This window comes from Streptomyces sp. NPDC001315, assembly GCF_042896175.1.
In the GTDB taxonomy this organism is placed as follows: domain Bacteria; phylum Actinomycetota; class Actinomycetes; order Streptomycetales; family Streptomycetaceae; genus Streptomyces.
In genome coordinates this window covers 63,257-78,719 of record NZ_JBIAWZ010000006.1, presented here as the reverse complement: position 1 = coordinate 78,719, position 15,463 = coordinate 63,257, and the positions used below count along the sequence as shown (strand labels likewise).

Annotated in this window: 11 protein-coding genes; 6 read left to right on the top strand and 5 right to left on the bottom strand. The window is 72.7% G+C overall.

Annotation, left to right across the window (positions count from 1 at the left end; genetic code table 11):
- Positions 1-37 precede the first annotated feature (37 nt).
- The 4 genes from ACFY16_RS18995 (at position 38) to ACFY16_RS18980 (ending at position 5,169) form a co-directional block, all read left to right on the top strand.
- Positions 38-940 (top strand): universal stress protein, encoded by a 903-nt coding sequence (locus tag ACFY16_RS18995; protein WP_390648270.1) that lies wholly within the window; start codon positions 38-40, stop codon positions 938-940.
- 52 nt (positions 941-992) lie between these two features.
- Positions 993-1,604 (top strand): CGNR zinc finger domain-containing protein, encoded by a 612-nt coding sequence (locus ACFY16_RS18990; protein WP_390648269.1) that lies wholly within the window; start codon positions 993-995, stop codon positions 1,602-1,604.
- A gap of 110 nt (positions 1,605-1,714) precedes the next feature.
- The gene (locus tag ACFY16_RS18985; protein WP_390648268.1) at positions 1,715-4,606 is read left to right on the top strand and encodes an ATP-binding protein; all 2,892 of its coding nucleotides are present in this window, start codon (positions 1,715-1,717) and stop codon (positions 4,604-4,606) included.
- 65 nt (positions 4,607-4,671) lie between these two features.
- Positions 4,672-5,169 (top strand): hypothetical protein, encoded by a 498-nt coding sequence (locus tag ACFY16_RS18980; protein WP_390648267.1) that lies wholly within the window; start codon positions 4,672-4,674, stop codon positions 5,167-5,169.
- Positions 5,170-5,177: 8 nt separating this feature from the next.
- Here ACFY16_RS18980 and ACFY16_RS18975 read toward each other — a convergent pair whose 3' ends face one another.
- Positions 5,178-7,145, bottom strand: coding sequence for an N-acetylmuramoyl-L-alanine amidase (locus ACFY16_RS18975; RefSeq protein ID WP_390648266.1), 1,968 nt, complete (start codon positions 7,143-7,145; stop codon positions 5,178-5,180).
- Between the two features lie 264 nt (positions 7,146-7,409).
- Positions 7,410-8,552: an aminoglycoside phosphotransferase family protein gene (locus ACFY16_RS18970; protein ID WP_390648265.1), complete on the bottom strand. Its 1,143-nt coding sequence runs from the start codon at positions 8,550-8,552 to the stop codon at positions 7,410-7,412.
- 245 nt (positions 8,553-8,797) lie between these two features.
- On the opposite strand from ACFY16_RS18970, the gene ACFY16_RS18965 reads away from it, so the two are divergent.
- On the top strand, positions 8,798-10,294 hold the full coding sequence (locus ACFY16_RS18965) for a hypothetical protein (RefSeq protein WP_390648264.1): 1,497 nt from the start codon (positions 8,798-8,800) through the stop codon (positions 10,292-10,294).
- 28 nt (positions 10,295-10,322) lie between these two features.
- Here the strand turns inward: ACFY16_RS18965 and ACFY16_RS18960 are convergent, their stop codons facing one another.
- Positions 10,323-11,756 (bottom strand): PP2C family protein-serine/threonine phosphatase, encoded by a 1,434-nt coding sequence (locus ACFY16_RS18960; RefSeq protein WP_390648263.1) that lies wholly within the window; start codon positions 11,754-11,756, stop codon positions 10,323-10,325.
- A 410-nt stretch (positions 11,757-12,166) separates the two neighbouring features.
- On the opposite strand from ACFY16_RS18960, the gene ACFY16_RS18955 reads away from it, so the two are divergent.
- The gene (locus ACFY16_RS18955) at positions 12,167-12,580 is read left to right on the top strand and encodes an SsgA family sporulation/cell division regulator (RefSeq protein WP_390648262.1); all 414 of its coding nucleotides are present in this window, start codon (positions 12,167-12,169) and stop codon (positions 12,578-12,580) included.
- 112 nt (positions 12,581-12,692) lie between these two features.
- Here ACFY16_RS18955 and ACFY16_RS18950 read toward each other — a convergent pair whose 3' ends face one another.
- Both ACFY16_RS18950 and ACFY16_RS18945 read right to left on the bottom strand, forming a co-directional pair.
- Complete coding sequence (locus tag ACFY16_RS18950) at positions 12,693-13,718, bottom strand: Gfo/Idh/MocA family protein (RefSeq protein WP_390648261.1); 1,026 nt, start codon at positions 13,716-13,718, stop codon at positions 12,693-12,695.
- Between the two features lie 555 nt (positions 13,719-14,273).
- The gene (locus tag ACFY16_RS18945; RefSeq protein WP_390648260.1) at positions 14,274-15,371 is read right to left on the bottom strand and encodes a chemotaxis protein; all 1,098 of its coding nucleotides are present in this window, start codon (positions 15,369-15,371) and stop codon (positions 14,274-14,276) included.
- Positions 15,372-15,463: the final 92 nt, after the last annotated feature.

Genomic DNA, 15,463 nt, shown 5'->3' with positions numbered 1-15,463 from the left:
CAGGAACGGGAAGGTCGCATTCCGGAGGTGGAGAACCATGAGCGCCCTGCCGGTCATCACGGCGGTCGACGGCTCGGACGACAGCCTGCGCGCCCTGGAGTGGGCCCTCGACGACGCCCGCAGGCGCGGGGCACCGCTGCGGGTGGTCCATGTGCGGCAGTACGCCGCATGGGTACCGCCCGCCGTCCCGGTCGTCGCGCCGCCGGCCCCCGCGGACGACCCGGTACTGGCCCAGGTCAGGGAGCACCTGGCCGGGCGCACCGACCTGCCGGACACGGAGTACGTCGCCCTCGACGGTGCCCCCGGCGCCACGCTGCCCGAACTCGGCTCCGCCGCCCAGCTCCTGGTACTCGGCTCCCGGGGCCGCGGCGGCTTCGCCAGCCTGCTGCTCGGCTCCAACGGCATGGCAGCCGCCCGTGACGCCGAGTGCCCGGTCGTCGTGGTGCCCCGGCCCGGCCGTCAGGTCGAGGACGCGCCGCCGTCCGGGCCCGGGCCCCGCGTGGTCGTCGGCCTGAACGTGGACGGGCCCGACGACGCCACCCTCGATTTCGCCTTCGCCGAGGCGGCGCTGCGTGAGGCGCGCCTGCAGGTGGTCGCCGCCTACCCGTGGCCGATCCATTCCTGGGTGGCCCCCGGTGAGCTCCTACCGCCGGCGATCGAGCAGGACGCCATCGAGAGCGAGACACGCACCCTCGCCGAGGGCTTCCTCGCCCCGCACCGCGAACGGCACCCCGGTGTCCGGGCCGAGCCGTACGTGCCCCCGGGCGACGCGGCCGGTCACATCGTCGCGGCCTCGAAGGACGCCGACCTGGTCGTCGTGGGCCGTCACCGCCGCCGTCTCCTCGCGCCCGCCCGCATGCTGGGCTCCGTCACCCACGCCGTCCTGTTGCACGCGGCGAGCCCGGTCGCGGTGGTGCCGCCCGCGCCTGCCGAGGAGTGACGGAGGCAGCCCTCGTGGGCTAATGGGAAACCGTAGATCTATCATTAACCACATGCAGGACTCGCTCAGCACGGACACCGCGCTCGCCCTCGACCTCGCCCTCACCGTCCGGCACGACGGCAACGGCGGGGTCGCCGACGACCTGTCCGACCCCGCCGGTCTCACCGCCTGGGTCCGCGCCCACCCCGACGCCCTCCCGGACGCCGCCGGTTTCGTCGCCGACGGCCCGGCCCTCGCCGCCGTACGCGACCTGCGCGCCGCCGTCCGCGCGCTCTTCGCCCGCGCCGTGCGGCCGGGCGAGCCGAGCCCCGCCGACGCGGCCCGTCTCATGCCCGTGCCGGAGGCACTGGAGTACCTCAACACCACGGCCGCCCGGATGCCCACCGTCCCCGTCCTGCACTGGCCCGCGGACAACGAACCCTTCGTCCACCGGCGGCCGGATCGAGGAGAGCTCACCGCGGTCCTGGCGCAGGCCGCGATCGCCTTCCTCGCCGGCCCCGACCGGCAACGGCTGCGCGCCTGCCACGCGCCGCGCTGTGTGCGCTACTTCCTCAAGGAGCACCCGCGCCAGGAGTGGTGCAAGCCCTCCTGCGGCAACCGGGCCCGTGTCGCCCGCCACCACGAGCGGCACCGGCAGGACGCCCGGAACGGCTTCGGTCGGTAACGGTCAACGGCGGGGCGCGCGACCCCCGCCGGGCGTACGCTGAGCTGCCAGTAGGTCATGGTGCGCGCCCGCTCCCCGCGCGGGTGGACCACCGTGACAGGGGGTGCATCATGGGGCAGCACATCGCACGCGGCAGAAGGACTCTCTTCGAGCGTGAGAGCGAACTCGCCGCCGTCGACGAGGCGTTGAGGGAGCTGACCGGCCTGCGTGCGGACGGCGCCGAACCGTCCGACCGGCCGCGCGGCGCCCTGCTCGCCTTCGCCGGACACGCCGGCATCGGCAAGACCACCCTCCTCGGCGAGGTCCGCCGCCGCGCCGCCACCCACGGTTGCACCGTGCTCTCCGCCCGCGGCGGCGACCAGGAACAGCGCGTCGCCTTCCACGTCGCCCGCCAGCTCCTCCAGCCGCAGTTCGCGGGCGCGGCGGAGGCCGATCTGCGCTCCGCGCTGGGCAGTTGGTACGACATCGTCGGCCCCGCCCTCGGCATCTGCGCCCCGACCGACGGCGCACCGCCCGACCAGCAGGGCCTGCGCGACGGGCTGGACTGGGTGCTCACCCACCTCGCCGTCCGGCGCGCCCCGATGGTCCTCCTCCTCGACGACGCGCACTGGGCCGACCCCGAATCGCTGCGCTGGCTGGCCGCGTTCGCACCCCGCGCCGAGGAACTCCCGCTGCTGGTCGTCGTCGCCTACCGGCCCGACGAACTCCCCGACCACGCCGAGTCGTTCCGACGGCTGCCCGGCCGCGCCGGCGGACGTCCCATCGACCTGGAACCGCTGAGCGCCGGCGCCGTCGCCCGCCTGGTGCGCGAAACGGTCGGCGGCCACGCCGACGACGCGTTCTGCCACGAGTGCTGGGCCGTCACCGCGGGCAACCCGTTCGAGACCGTCGAGCTGACGGCCAAAGTGCGCGACCGCGGCCTCAACCCGACCGAGGACGGCGCCCACCTGCTGCGCGACCTCGCCGCGGCCGCCAAGGGCAGCGGCCTGATCGCCCGCCTCGAACGCCTCGGCGCCTCCACCGTCCGCTTCGCCTGGGCCTGCGCCGTCCTCGGCACCGAGATCCCCCAGGCCCTCGCCGCCGCCGTCGCCGGACTCGGCCACGAGGAGGCCGCCGACGCCGCCGACGCCCTGCGCGGCGCCCGCGTCCTCACCGGCGAGAGCACCCTGGAGTTCGTCCACCCGCTGATCGCCACCGCCGTCTACCGGGCCATCCCCGCGGGCTTCCGCGTCGCCCTGCACGGCCAGGCCGCCTGGTGCGTCGTCGACGCGGGCCTGGGCCCCGCGGCGGCCGCCCGCCACCTCCTGGAGACCCACCCCGAGGGCGACCCCTGGGTCGTCCAGCAGCTGCGCGCCGCCGCCGGAGAGACCCTCCGGGCCGGCGCCCCCGACGCCGCCCGCAGCTATCTGGCCCGCGCCCTGCGCGAACCCCCGACCGCCGAGAACCGGGCCGCCATCCTGTACGAGCTCGGCTGTGCCTCCCTGCTCACCGAGCCGGCGACCACCGTCAACCACCTGCGCGCCGCCCTCGAAGAACCCATCGCCGACCCCGAGCTGCGCCACCACATCGTCTACCGCCTCTCCCAGGTCCTCGCCCACAGCGACCGCCTCGCCGAGGCCTCCGACGCCCTCGCCCGCGAGATCCGCGTCACCGACGACGCCCGGGTCAGGCTGCGCATGGTCGCCGAACAGTTCATGTGGGACGCCTTCCGCGCCGACGAACCCGACCACCCCGCCCGCTCCCGCCGCCTCACCCGGCTCGCCGACCGGCTCAAGGGCCGCGACCTCACCGAGCGCTACATCATCGGGCTGCGGACCTGGGACGCGATCCAGCGCGGCGAACCCGCCCACGTCGCCCTCCACCACGCCGAACGCGCCCTCGCCGGCGGCCTCGGCTGGGCCGAACCCGACCGCGGCTTCGAGGTGCCCGTCCTGGTCGCCCTCGCCTTCCTGTACGCCGACCGCCCGGGCCGCGCCGAGGAACTCTTCGCCGCCGGCATCGCCGACTTCGAGCGCCAGGGCTGGCGGGGCGCCCACCTCTCCTTCGCCTACACCCTCCTCGCCTACGTCCGCTACCGGCGCGGCCGGCTCGCCGAGGCCGAGGACTTCGTCCGGGCCGGCCTGCGGCTGGCCGAACGCGTCGGCCCCGGCACCCCCGCCCACTGGTACGCGGTCGGCATCCTCATCCAGCTCCTGATCGCCCGCGGCCGCGTCGCCGAGGCCGCGCAGACCGCCGACGACCACCGCTTCTCGGCGCCCTTCCCGGCAGCCGTCGTCTTCCCCGACGCCCAGACCGTGCGCGGCGAGCTGCTGCTCGCCCGCGGCCTGGCCAAGGAGGCCGCCGCCGAGCTGTCCGCCGCCGGCCGCCGCCTCGACCCGCGCGGCATCCGCAACCCCGCCTGGTGCCCCTGGCAGCTCCACCTCGCCCGCGCCGAGAGCCACGACGACCCCGAGCGCGCCGTCGCCACCGCCCTCGAAGCACTCGCCCGCGCCCGCCAGTTCGGCGCCCCCTCCGCGATCGGTCAGGCGCTGCGCACCGCCGCCGAAGTCTCCGCGGGCTCCGCCCGCGTCAAATACCTCGAGGAGTCCGTGGCCCACCTGGAGCGCTCTCCGGCCGCCTACGAACTGGCCTGCGCCCTGGTCTCCCTCGGCACCGAGCTGTACCGCGCCGGCCGCACCGAAGAAGCCGCCGAACACCTCTACCGCGGCCTCGACACGGCCGCGCAGTGCGGCGCCGACGGACTCGCCGAGGCCGCCCGTGACGGACTCGCCGCCGCCGGACTGCGCCCCCGCCGCCTCCACACCACCGAGACCGACTCCCTCACCGCCCGCGAACGCACCGCGGCGGCCCTGGCCGCCCGCGGCCGCACCGAGACCGAGATCGCCGGGGAACTGCACACCGACGAGCAGACGGTCGTCCGTCTGCTCTCGGCGGTCTACCGGAAGGTCGGCACAGAGCCCACGGGGCTGGGGGCGGCCCTGACGGAGCGGGCGCGGGAGTAGACCGGTACCCCGTCCGGCCGCCTCCCGCACGTCGCCGGACACGCCCGGGCACGTACCATGGCCGCATGTCGTTCCTCCGCCGCCGCAGCGCCACTCCCGCCGGGCCCGACTTCGACGTCCTGGCCATGGACCCGGGCGACTGGCCCGGCAATCTGGGCGCGGGCCTGCTGCCCGCCCCCGACGGCAGCTGTCAGGGTGTCTTCCTGCGCTACGACCTCTTCGGCGGCCGCGGCCCCGCGATGATCATCGGTAATCTGCCCGAGGGCTCACCGGCCCGCGAGGTCGCCGAGGGAGAGGTCCCCTTCGAGGTGGCCCAGCTGCTGCTGGCCCTGGAGAACGACGAGGAGGTGACCGTCGTCGGCACCGAGGACATGCCCGTGATGCAGGGCGACAACCTCCTCATCGTGCGCCGGCTGAAGCTGTCGGAAAGCCGGATCTCCTGCGTGCAGTTCGACCGCAGCGACAATGTCCTGGTGACCATCGCCGCCTGGGACCGCCCCATCACCGACGACCTGTACGCCCTGCTGAAGCCGCTCCCGGCGGAGCTTTTCCAGCAGGGCTGAGGCGGCCGCTAGGCGGCCGACGGCACCAGCTGTACGTCCGTGGCGCGCACGAACGCCACCCGGTGGCCGTACTGGATCTCGTAGTACAGGTCCGTGCCGACGACCACCCTGTGCGAGTCGGTGGTGAAGGTGACCGCGTAGTAGTACTCGCCCGGCACCTCGTCGCCGACCGCGTACCGCTGGCCCGCGAGCACCTTGTACGGCAGCGGTGACACCGTCTGGGCGGGTACGCCCGTCGGGTAGGCCGCCTTCTCCGGGTAGGCACGCCCGTACACGGGGACGCTGTCCAGGCCGTCCTTCGGCGTGATCACGAGACCGGCCGCGTTCACCGCGGTCGGCTCCTTCTTCGGGTTCTTGAACCAGGCCTTCTGGCCCAGGTACCAGATCGCGGTCCAGTCGCCCCACCGGTCGGCCACCGCGTACTGCTGTCCGGTGGACACCCGCGAGGACAGGTCGTTCACTCCGGCGGTGGGCGTCGTCCCCAGGCCGATGTCCTTGATCAGCGCCGAGCTCTCGTCGTGGTCGGAGTACAGGCGCACCTCACCGGAACCATGGGCCGCGCACGGCTCGCCCGCGGTCACACAGCCCGTGTACACCGGCTGGTTGGCCGCGTAGTCGGGCAGGATCGTCACCAGGCCGCCGTTCTTTCCGGCGGTGCGCTTGAAGGGGTGGTCGAGCAGCTCGAAGTAGTGCCGCCAGTCCCAGTACGGGCCCGGGTCGGTGTGCATACCAGGGACGGTCCCGGTGGTCGGGCCGGGCACGTTGTCATGGCCGAGGATGTGCTGCCGGTCCAGCGGGATGTCGTACTTCTTGGCGAGGTACTTCACCAGGCGCGCCGACGACCGGTACATCGCCTCCGTGAACCAGGCGTCCGGCGAGGTGAGGAAACCCTCGTGCTCCAGGCCGACCGACTTGGCGTTGACGTACCAGTTGCCGGCGTGCCAGGCCACGTCCTGGGCCTTCACGTGCTGGGCGATGTGGCCGTCGGTGGAGCGCAGCGTGTAGTTCCACGACACATAGGTCGGGTCCTGCACCAGGTTGAGGACTCCGTCCCAGGCGCCCTCGGTGTCGTGGATGACGATGTATTTGATGCTCTGCGACGCCGGTCGGTCGCCCAGGTCGTGGTTGCCGTAGTCGTTGTCGCCGAACTCCTCGTACGGTGCCGGGATCCACTCGCAGGACACCGACTTCGGGCACTCCGTGCCGTCGGCGGAGGTCGTGCGCAGGCCCGTCCGCCCCAGTTGCGCGGTATCGGGGGTGAGCTCCGGCTGTGCGGCCAGGGCGACCTGCTGCCCGGCGTCCGTGATGCGCTCCTCGCCGCCGCGCAGCACGTCGTACACGTCGTTCGCGTACGCCGCCGCCGTCGAGGTGTCGTCCGCGCCGGAGAAGCGGGCCACCGCCCCGTACCAGTCCGCCGGATCGGCGCTCAGTGGCTCGCCCAGGTCCTGCTGGGCGGCGGCGAGCAGCGCGGCGCCACCCGCCACGTTGGCGGCGGGGTCGGTGCGCAGCTCCTCGGCGCTCAGACCGGTCAGCTCGGCCGCCTTCGGCAAGGTCTTGAGGCGGGCCGGGAGTTCCGTGTTCTCCGGCACCTTCGTGTCGGGGAGCAGAGCCGGGCGGGCGCTGTCGCCGCGCGCGTCCTCCGTGCCCTCGCTGTGGTGCGGTGCCCGCGTGAGCGCGGTGCGGGCGTCGGTGAGGTGCATCGGGCCGTACCCGCCGGTGACGCTCGGCGCCCCGTCGTGCGCGTCCCAGCGGGACTGGAGATACGAGACGCCGAGGAGGACGCTCTGCGGTACGTGGTACTCGGCGGCCGCGGTGGCGAACGCCTGCTGCAGGCGCTCCGCGGAGTCCGTGGCGCCGGCGGACGGGGCCGCGCCGAGCAGCGGCAGCAGCAGCGCCGCGGAGGCCACGGCGACCGCGGTTCTGCGTGCGCGTCTGTGCCCGGGGGCACGGTTGGGGTCGGTGGCGGATCCTTGCAATGCAGCCTCCAGGGACGGTTGAGCGCGATGAGCCGTGCGGGGCCGGGCGTGTCAGTGGTACCGGCTGTCCGACGATCCGTCAATCATGCCCAGAAGGAGGCGATTTCCCATGTCAACAAGGGGGCCGGGGAGTTTCGTGGCGGCGGGCCGCGGGCCTGCGGGGCGTCAGTGGCGTACACCAATGGCCGCAGGGGACGCATGCGGATAATGGCGAAGGTCCGCGGTGCGCCGTCGTTCCTGGCGCACCGCGGACCACCATCCCCGTCAGCGAGTGCCGACCGCCGCGCGTACGGCCCGCCGGGCCATCTGGCAGTCGTCGTGCAGCCGCCGTAGGAGCAGCCGCTGTTCCTCGCCGGACGGCGCAGCACCGGGGGGAGCCATTCCCGGTGCCGCCGGGGTCGTGTCGTGCATCGAACGCTGCACGGCCGTCTCGTAGGTACGGATCTCACGGGTGAGGACGAGCATCAGGTTCACCAGGAACGCGTCCCGTGACGCGGGTCCCGCCGACTGTGCGATCTGGCTGATCTGCCGACGGGCCACCGGCGCGTCCCCGAGCACCGACCACAGCGTCGCCAGGTCGTAGCCCGGTAGGTACCAGCCCGCGTGCTCCCAGTCCACCAGCACTGGACCGGCCGGTGAGAGCAGGATGTTCGAGAGCAGCGCGTCGCCGTGGCAGAACTGGCCCATGCCCTGCCGGCCCGCGGCGAGCGCGATGCCGTGCAGCAGCTTCTGGAGGTCCCCCATGTCCCGGTCGGTGAGCAGCCCCAGCTCGTGGTACCGGGAGATGCGCGCCGCGTAGTCCAGGGGCGCGTCGAACGTGCCCGCCGACGGCCGCCAGGCGTTGAGCCGGCAGATCGCGCCCAGTGCCGTCCGGATGTCGCTGCGGGGCGGGGCCTCGGCCGGGTGCCGCTGGAGGGCCGCCACCCGCCCGGGCATCCGCTCGATGACGAGGGTGCAGTTGTCCGGATCCGCCGCGATCAGTCTCGGCACGCGCACCGGGGGGCGCTGCCGGACGAACGTGCGGTACGCGGCTATTTCGTGCCGGTACCGCTCGGCCCACACAGGGGAGTGGTCCAATAAACACTTGGCGACGGCTGTGCTGCGTCCCGTCGTGCCGACGAGGAGCACCGAGCGCCCGCTACGGCGCAGCACCTGCACCGGGGCGAACTCCGGGCAGATCCGGTGCACCGACGCGATCGCCGTGCGCAGCTGGGCGCCCTGAGGGCCGGACAAGTCGAGTCTCCCGCTGAGCGGTTGCGTGCCGACCCCCGGGGCGCGCCGCGGCCGGCCCGCACCGATGACGGGGGCCGCCGCCGACCGCGCGGGGTCGAGGTAGGGGCCGCTGCCACCCGGGCGGGGGTGCAGGGGCCGGGGCGGGGCGGACACGGAGGACGATGCTGCGTACATGGGCGAAACAGATCCCTTCGTGTGCCTGCGACGTCAATGCGCTGCCCCGCCCGACCGCCCGGGTGCACCCTGGGGAATGCGTCCGCCTTGTCAGGATGGCGACCGGGTCGGGGTGGCGCGTTCCTACCTGACACCCGATGCCCAGTGGCACACCATCTGGCGCACCCTGGCGAAGCCTGGCGAATAGTCGCCCGGCAACTCTCACCGGGCTACTGTCAACTCAGCCGAGAACCTGGGGGCTTGACGTGAGCGGAGAACCCAACACCCGCCTCTCCGACCTGTTCGGCCTGGCCGGCTGGTCCAAGGGTGAACTCGCGAGGCTGGTCAACCGGCAGGCGGCGGCCATGGGCCACCCCCAGCTCTCGACCGACACCTCACGGGTGCGGCGGTGGATCGACATGGGAGAGATCCCACGCGATCCGGTACCGCGGGTGCTGGCAGCCCTGTTCACCGAGCGTCTCGGCCGTGTCGTGACCATCGAGGACCTCGGTCTGGTCCGGCACGGGCGTGCGGGGAAACGGCAGGGCGCCGGGAGCGTGGAGCATCCCGACGGTGTGCCGTGGGCGCCCGAGCGGACTGCCGCGGTCCTCACCGAATTCACGGGAATGGACCTCATGCTCAACCGACGCGGCTTGGTGGGCGCGGGTGCCGCGCTCGCCGCCGGATCCGCCCTCAGCAGCGCCATGTACGACTGGCTGCACACCGATCCGACCCTGTCCGCCGATGCTCCCCACTCCGACAACCCCCTGCACGCCGACCCCGCTGGGTTCGACCGCTATGAGGCCGCCCCCGTCGGGGCGCAGGAGGTCGAGGAACTGGAACGCTCCGTCGAGGTGTTCCGGGCCTGGGACGCGGCCCGCGGCGGCGGGCTGCAACGCAAGGCCGTGGTGGGCCAGCTCAACGAGGTGGGAGGCATGCTCGCCTACCACCATCCACCCCATCTCCAGCGGCGCCTGTGGGGCGTCGCCGCCAACCTCGCCGTTCTCGCGGGCTGGATGTCGCACGACGTCGGCCTGGAGCCCACGGCGCAGAAGTACTTCGTCATCGCCGCCCATGCCGCGAGGGAGGGCGGTGACCGGCCGCGCGCCGGGGAGGCCCTCTCCCGGGCGGCCCGCCAGATGGTGCACCTCGGCCGGCCCGACGACGCACTCGACCTGATGAAGCTCGCCCAGTCCGGTTCCGGCGAAGAGGTGCTGCCGCGCACCAAGGCGATGCTCTACACCGTCGAGGCCTGGGCGCAGGCGTCCATGGGCAAGGGCCAGGCGATGCGCCGCACCCTCGGACAGGCGGAGGACCTGTTCGTCTCCGACAGGGCCGACGTGGAACCGCCCGACTGGATGCAGACGTTCAAGGAGGAGGACCTGTACGGCATGCAGGCCCTGGCCTACCGCACGCTGGCCGAGCACGACCCGGAAGCGGCCGTGCACGCCCAGCACTACGCGGAGAAGGCCCTGGCCCTGCGCGTCGACGGCAGGCAGCGGTCGAAGATCTTCGACTTCCTGTCCATGGCCTCCGCCTGCTTCATCGCGGACGATCCCGAACAGGCGGACCGCTATGCCCGGCTCGCGTTGGTGTCGATGGGCTCGAACTCCTCGCACCGCACCTGGGACCGGCTGCGCCAGATGTACCGGCTCACCGCCGAGTACGCCAGCTACCCGAAGATCCACGAGCTGCGCGAGGAGATCAGGCTCGTGCTGCCGAAGACGGTGAAGGGCGGTAGTGGTAACAGTGCCCAGGCATAGGGGTTCCTGCGGCTGCCCTGATTGATTGTTACGAGGCCACCCTGACCAGGAGCACGCACGCGTCGTCCTGCCGCTCGGTCTCGCCGAACTCCTCCACGACCATCCGTACGCAGTCCTGTGCGGTGCGCGCCTCGTCAAAGCGTGGGGCCAGGTCGAGGAGACGGTTCACGGACGTCGCTCCTCCCCACCCACTGGGCACCAGCCCGTCGGTGTGCAGCAGGAGCAGGTCGCCCACCTCGAGGGTCTCTTCGGTCTGTCCGTAGATGGCACCCGAGGTGGCGCCGAGCAGCACGCCGTCCGGGGCGTCGAGCCTGCGCCCCGTCCCGCCGCGGTACAGCAGGGGGGCGGGGTGTCCGGCCTGGGCCCAGAGCAGTGTGCGGGTGTCGGCGCGGTAGCGGCAGCAGACCGCGCTGCCCAGGGCCGGCTGGACGGTGGCGTCGAGTAACTGGTTGAGCCAGGCCATCAGTTGGGCGGGCTGGGTGCCCGCCATGGCCATGCCGCGCAGGGCGCCCAGCAGCATCGCCATGCTCGAGGTGACGGTGGGGCCGTGTCCGGTGAGGTCGCCGACGGTCAGGAGTGTCTCGCCGTCGGACAGTTCGAGGGCGTCGTACCAGTTGCCGCCGATCAGTGTGCTGGTCGACGCGGGCAGGTAGTGGGCGGCCAGGTCCAGTGCCCGGGGGCCCTGGTGCGGGAGCCGCAGGGAGCCGCGCCACGGTGGCAGCACGGCTTCCTGCAGCTCGACCGCGAGCCGGTGCTCGGTCTGTGCGCGGTGCTGGTGGCGCTGGAGCGAGTCACGGGTCTCGCTCACCGCCCGCTGACTGCGCCGCAGTTCGCTGACGTCCCGCAGCACAGCCCACATCGAGGCGGTGCTGCCGTCGGCGTCGAGCACGGGTTCGCCCATCATGTGCACGGTCCGGACCTCGCCGTCCGGGCGCACGACCCGGAACTCCCCGTCGATGGGTTTGGCGTCGACGAGGCAGTCCGTGACCATCGCCGTCAGCATCGGCCGGTCCTCGTCGAGGACCACGGACGGCAGTTCGTCGAGGGTGAGCGGGGGAGCGGTCGGGTCGCGGCCGAGGATCTGGAACAGCTCGCCGGACCAACTGGCCTCGTCGGTCAGCAGGTTCCACTCCGCGCTGCCGACGCGGCTGAGCAGCGAGTCGCGCCGGGGGGCGTCCGGGGCCGACGGGGGGACGGACACCGTCTCGGATGCCGTGGGTACGGGCGGTGGGCCGTCGCGCAGCTGCGCCAAGTGTGCGTCGAGGTCGCTGAGTTGGTGCAGTGCCAGGTCGCACAGCGCGCGCTGCCAGCGTCCCTCCGGGTGTGATGCGTCGCCCTGCGCGTCCCGTCGTACGGCGTCCACCTCGCCCTTGAGGTGTCGCGTCTGCGATATGAGCGCGTCGACCGAGCCGCGTCCGGGCGGCTGGGCGGCTGGGCGGTCCGCAGAGAGATGGGACGGCATGACGCACTCCGATGCGGGGACGGTACGACCAAGGCTGACGGAAGGACCGTTATGACTGTTGCACAGCCCGCGACGCCGTGTAAGGGATTTGGCAACACTCGATCCGGTGGTGCTTCTGGCATATGCCACAGTCTTTATGATGTGGCTGTACAGGGTGAATGACGTACGCCACCAGTGAGGGTAAGTCGTAGGTGGCCTACGGGGCTTGACGGAGCGTTGGGGCTTCGAAGGTCGCGCCTATCCATATGTTCGACGACCCTGTGTTCTATGGTGCGAGCGAATCGCGCCCTGAGTGATGCAGGTCACACTAAATTGTTGCCGGTTCCGCGTAATGCGAAGGCCCCCAGCGAGGTCGTAAAGACAACACGGCAATGCCGACCGACCCGCCACTCACCCGGGGGAGACCGACCATGGACGTCACCGTCGAGCAGGCCAGCCACGGCCGGCTGATCACCGCGGAGCAGCAGGAGCTTCCCGTCTCCGCCACCTTCCGTTACACCGACGCCGACCCGCTCGCCGTGCACGTCGACTTCCCGCCCGACGTCACCCTCGACGGCGAGGGGGCCACCTGGACCTTCGGCCGCACTCTGCTGGAGGCCGGGCTGCGGGGACCGTCCGGTAGCGGTGACGTGCACATCTGGCCCTGCGGGCGGGACCGTACGGTCCTGGAGTTCCACTCGGCCCGCGGGATGGCGCTGCTTCAGTTCGACACCCCGGCGCTGCGCCGCTTCCTGCTTCGGACGTACGCGGTCGTGGCGCCCGGCGAGGAGGACCTCACCGCCGCCGTCGACAAGAGCCTCAACGCCCTCTTCCGTCCCGCGTGAGTGCGCAACACACCTTTGAGGAGACGCTCCCACCCCCCACTTCTCGATCCACTCGAACGCCTGTCGCGACACCGCCGCCCGGCAGGACGGCCGGCTTCGACCGCGGGGTGCGTCAGCGGCTGACCGCCGCGTACAGGTCCGGGCGTGGGGCGAGCTCGACGGTCACCCGGCCGCCGCTCTCCAGCGCCCGGACCCCGGCCTCGGCCACGACGGAGGCCGCGTAGCCGTCCCAGACGCTCGCGCCGGTGACCTGCCCCCGCCGGGTCGCGTCGACCCATGCCTGCACCTCACGGTCGTAGGCGTCCGCGAACCGCACGAGGTAGTCCTGCGGCACGTCCCGGCTCGCGCTGCCCGCGGACGTCACGGCCATGGTGTGCTCCTCGCCGATCCGGGCGCTGCCCGCCTCGCAGACGGCCTCGCAGCGGACCTGGTAGCCGAAGCCGCAGTTGACGAAGACCTCCACGTCGACCAGGGCGCCCCCATCGGTCTCGAAGAGCACGAACTGCGGGTCGAGCAGGCCCTGGGGAGCATCCGAGGCGGACCGGGGGCGGAGCACGGTCACCGCGGTCAGCTCCTGGTCCAGCAGCCAGCGGGCCGCGTCGATCTCGTGCGACACGGAGCTGTTGATCAGCATGGCACTGGTGAAGCCGGGCGGGGAGGAGACGTTGCGGTGGGTGCAGTGCAGCATCAGCGGCCGCCCCAACCGCCCGCTGCCCAGAAGGGACTTGAGCCGCTGGTACTCGGCGTCGTAGCGCCGCATGAACCCGATCTGCGCCAGCCGCCGGCCCAGCCGCGCCTCCGCCTCCACCACGCGCAGCGCTCCCGCGGACTCGGGCACCATCGGCTTCTCGCACAGCACCGGCAGCCCGCGTGCGAAGGCCGCGAGCAGCGCCTCCTCGTGCGCGGGACCCGGCGAGGCGATCAGTACGGCGTCGACCCCCGGGGCGTCGAGGGCGGCCTCCGCCTCCGTGTGCAGGCAGACGCCGTCCAGTCCGGCCACCGCCTCCTTCGCCCGTCCCGCATCGGGATCGGCCACGGCGGCCACCCTCGCGCCGCTCACTACCTGATCGAGACGTCGTATGTGGTCGGCACCCATGTGGCCGGCACCCAGGACGGCTACTCCCAGCAGTTCGGACACGATCCGTCGGCTCCTTTCCCAGCCCCACGCGCGCACCCGGCGGAGCGAGCCGGCGCAGGGCCTCACGTACGTAGATCCGGTCGATTCCGCTCTCGCCGAACGGCCACAGCGGGACGGCCCCCTCGCTGGTCCGCCGCCATGCCGAGAGGCGCCCCACGCCTCCGGCCGTCGCACCGCCGACCACCCACAGCCGCAGCCGGCCGGGAGGCGGTGTCCAGAAGGGCCGGCCGTACTCGGGACGGCCGACGTCGAGCCGTCGCACCCGGCGCCACGGCAGGGAGGACGCCTCCCGGCCGTCGCACCGCGCGAACTTTCCCGACTCGTCGAAGCCGACGGCGTGCGGCAGGGCCCAGGGCCTGGGGATGCGGTGCACACCGGGCAGGGAGGCGACCGGCCGGCCGAGGGACGCCGGCGGGCGGTAGGCGGAGGAGACGGCGGCCGTGCACACGAACAGGGCACCGGGACCGAGGTGCGCGGGCGGTTCGAGGCGGGGCGGCTCGGGCGACTCCACGACGACCAGGGTTTCATGGTCGTCAAGAGGCCCCGGGGCGGGCCTCAGTACCGCAGCACGCCCGCGATCCCCTGGGCGTCACCCAGCGTGCCGTCCGGCACGAAGCGCACGTCCGCTCCCGTCTCCAGGCACTGCTCGACGATCTCGTCCACGATGTCGTCGCGGGCGTCCAGGTCGCCGCTCGAAGCCGGGACCAGATGGTCGCCGTCGTCGCGCACCGTGACGCGGTAGTTCTCCTCGACGGCGAGCAGCCGGATCCGCGCCTCCCGGGCGTTCTGCCAGATCTCGTCCACCCCGGCCGCGAACTCCTTCCGGCCGCGGGCGGTTACGAGTTCCCGGGTCACGGTGTCCACGTTCTTGCGGTCCTCGGCAGCCAGGACGGGGCGTACGGCCTGCCACACCGCGTCGGGGGAGCCGGTCGCGAGACCGCCGTGCGGGACGTGCACCGCGTTCCTGCTGGTGGCGCCGCCGGCCTCGTCCAGGAGGGACAGCGCCGCCCGCTCGCCGGTGACGTACAGCGGCCGCGGATCGTCCCGAATGATTTTGCTCATCGCGGTGTCCGCCTCGCGCAGGAAGTGGCGGGTCCCCTCGTCGCGGAAGGTGCTGGGCAGGTCGCCGATCTGCTCCTGGCGCTCGGCGTCGAAGTTCTCGGCGCTCCGCGTCAGCGGGAAGCCGCCGACGTGCTCCTCGGTGACGCGCTCGGCGCCGCCGCTCCACAGCGTCACCCGGTCGGCGGAGACCGACAGCACCCAGAAGGGGCGCTCGGCGGCCTGCGCGGAGACCAGGTTACGGGTCAGGAAGGTGTCCGAGAGCACCACCCGTTCCGGCACGGGGCGGGCCAGCGACCACACCTGGTGCTCACCCGGGGCGGCGAAGATCACCAGGCCGTCCTCGGCGTGCGCCAGGTCGACCTCGGCCAGCGCCCGGTCCAGTTGCTCGACGACTTCCGTGCGCCGCTCGCGGGTGACCGCGGGATCTGCCTCCAGCTGCCGCTTGGCCTCGGCCAGCACATTGCGCAGCCGGACCGGGTCCTGGGTGTTGTCGGGCTCGCGGCGGTGCGTCGGGGTCAGTACGGACACCGCCGGGTAGGGGCGGGGCCGGCGCAGCTCGGTGAGGGTTGCGGGACTGAGTGCGTGCTCCATATGAGCACCATAGGACTGATTTGCGTATCAGGCATTTGGGGCAGTTCAGGCGGGCATTCGGGAAGTTTCAGTATTAACGTCGCTGGCGTGGC

Coding starts and splice junctions, on each gene's coding strand:
- ACFY16_RS18945 (WP_390648260.1), bottom strand. CDS start 15,371: ATGGAGCACGCACTCAGTCCCGCAACCCTCACCGAGCTGCGCCGGCCC.
- ACFY16_RS18970 (WP_390648265.1), bottom strand. CDS start 8,552: ATGTACGCAGCATCGTCCTCCGTGTCCGCCCCGCCCCGGCCCCTGCAC.
- ACFY16_RS18995 (WP_390648270.1), top strand. CDS start 38: ATGAGCGCCCTGCCGGTCATCACGGCGGTCGACGGCTCGGACGACAGC.
- ACFY16_RS18980 (WP_390648267.1), top strand. CDS start 4,672: ATGTCGTTCCTCCGCCGCCGCAGCGCCACTCCCGCCGGGCCCGACTTC.
- ACFY16_RS18985 (WP_390648268.1), top strand. CDS start 1,715: ATGGGGCAGCACATCGCACGCGGCAGAAGGACTCTCTTCGAGCGTGAG.
- ACFY16_RS18990 (WP_390648269.1), top strand. CDS start 993: ATGCAGGACTCGCTCAGCACGGACACCGCGCTCGCCCTCGACCTCGCC.
- ACFY16_RS18960 (WP_390648263.1), bottom strand. CDS start 11,756: ATGCCGTCCCATCTCTCTGCGGACCGCCCAGCCGCCCAGCCGCCCGGA.
- ACFY16_RS18955 (WP_390648262.1), top strand. CDS start 12,167: ATGGACGTCACCGTCGAGCAGGCCAGCCACGGCCGGCTGATCACCGCG.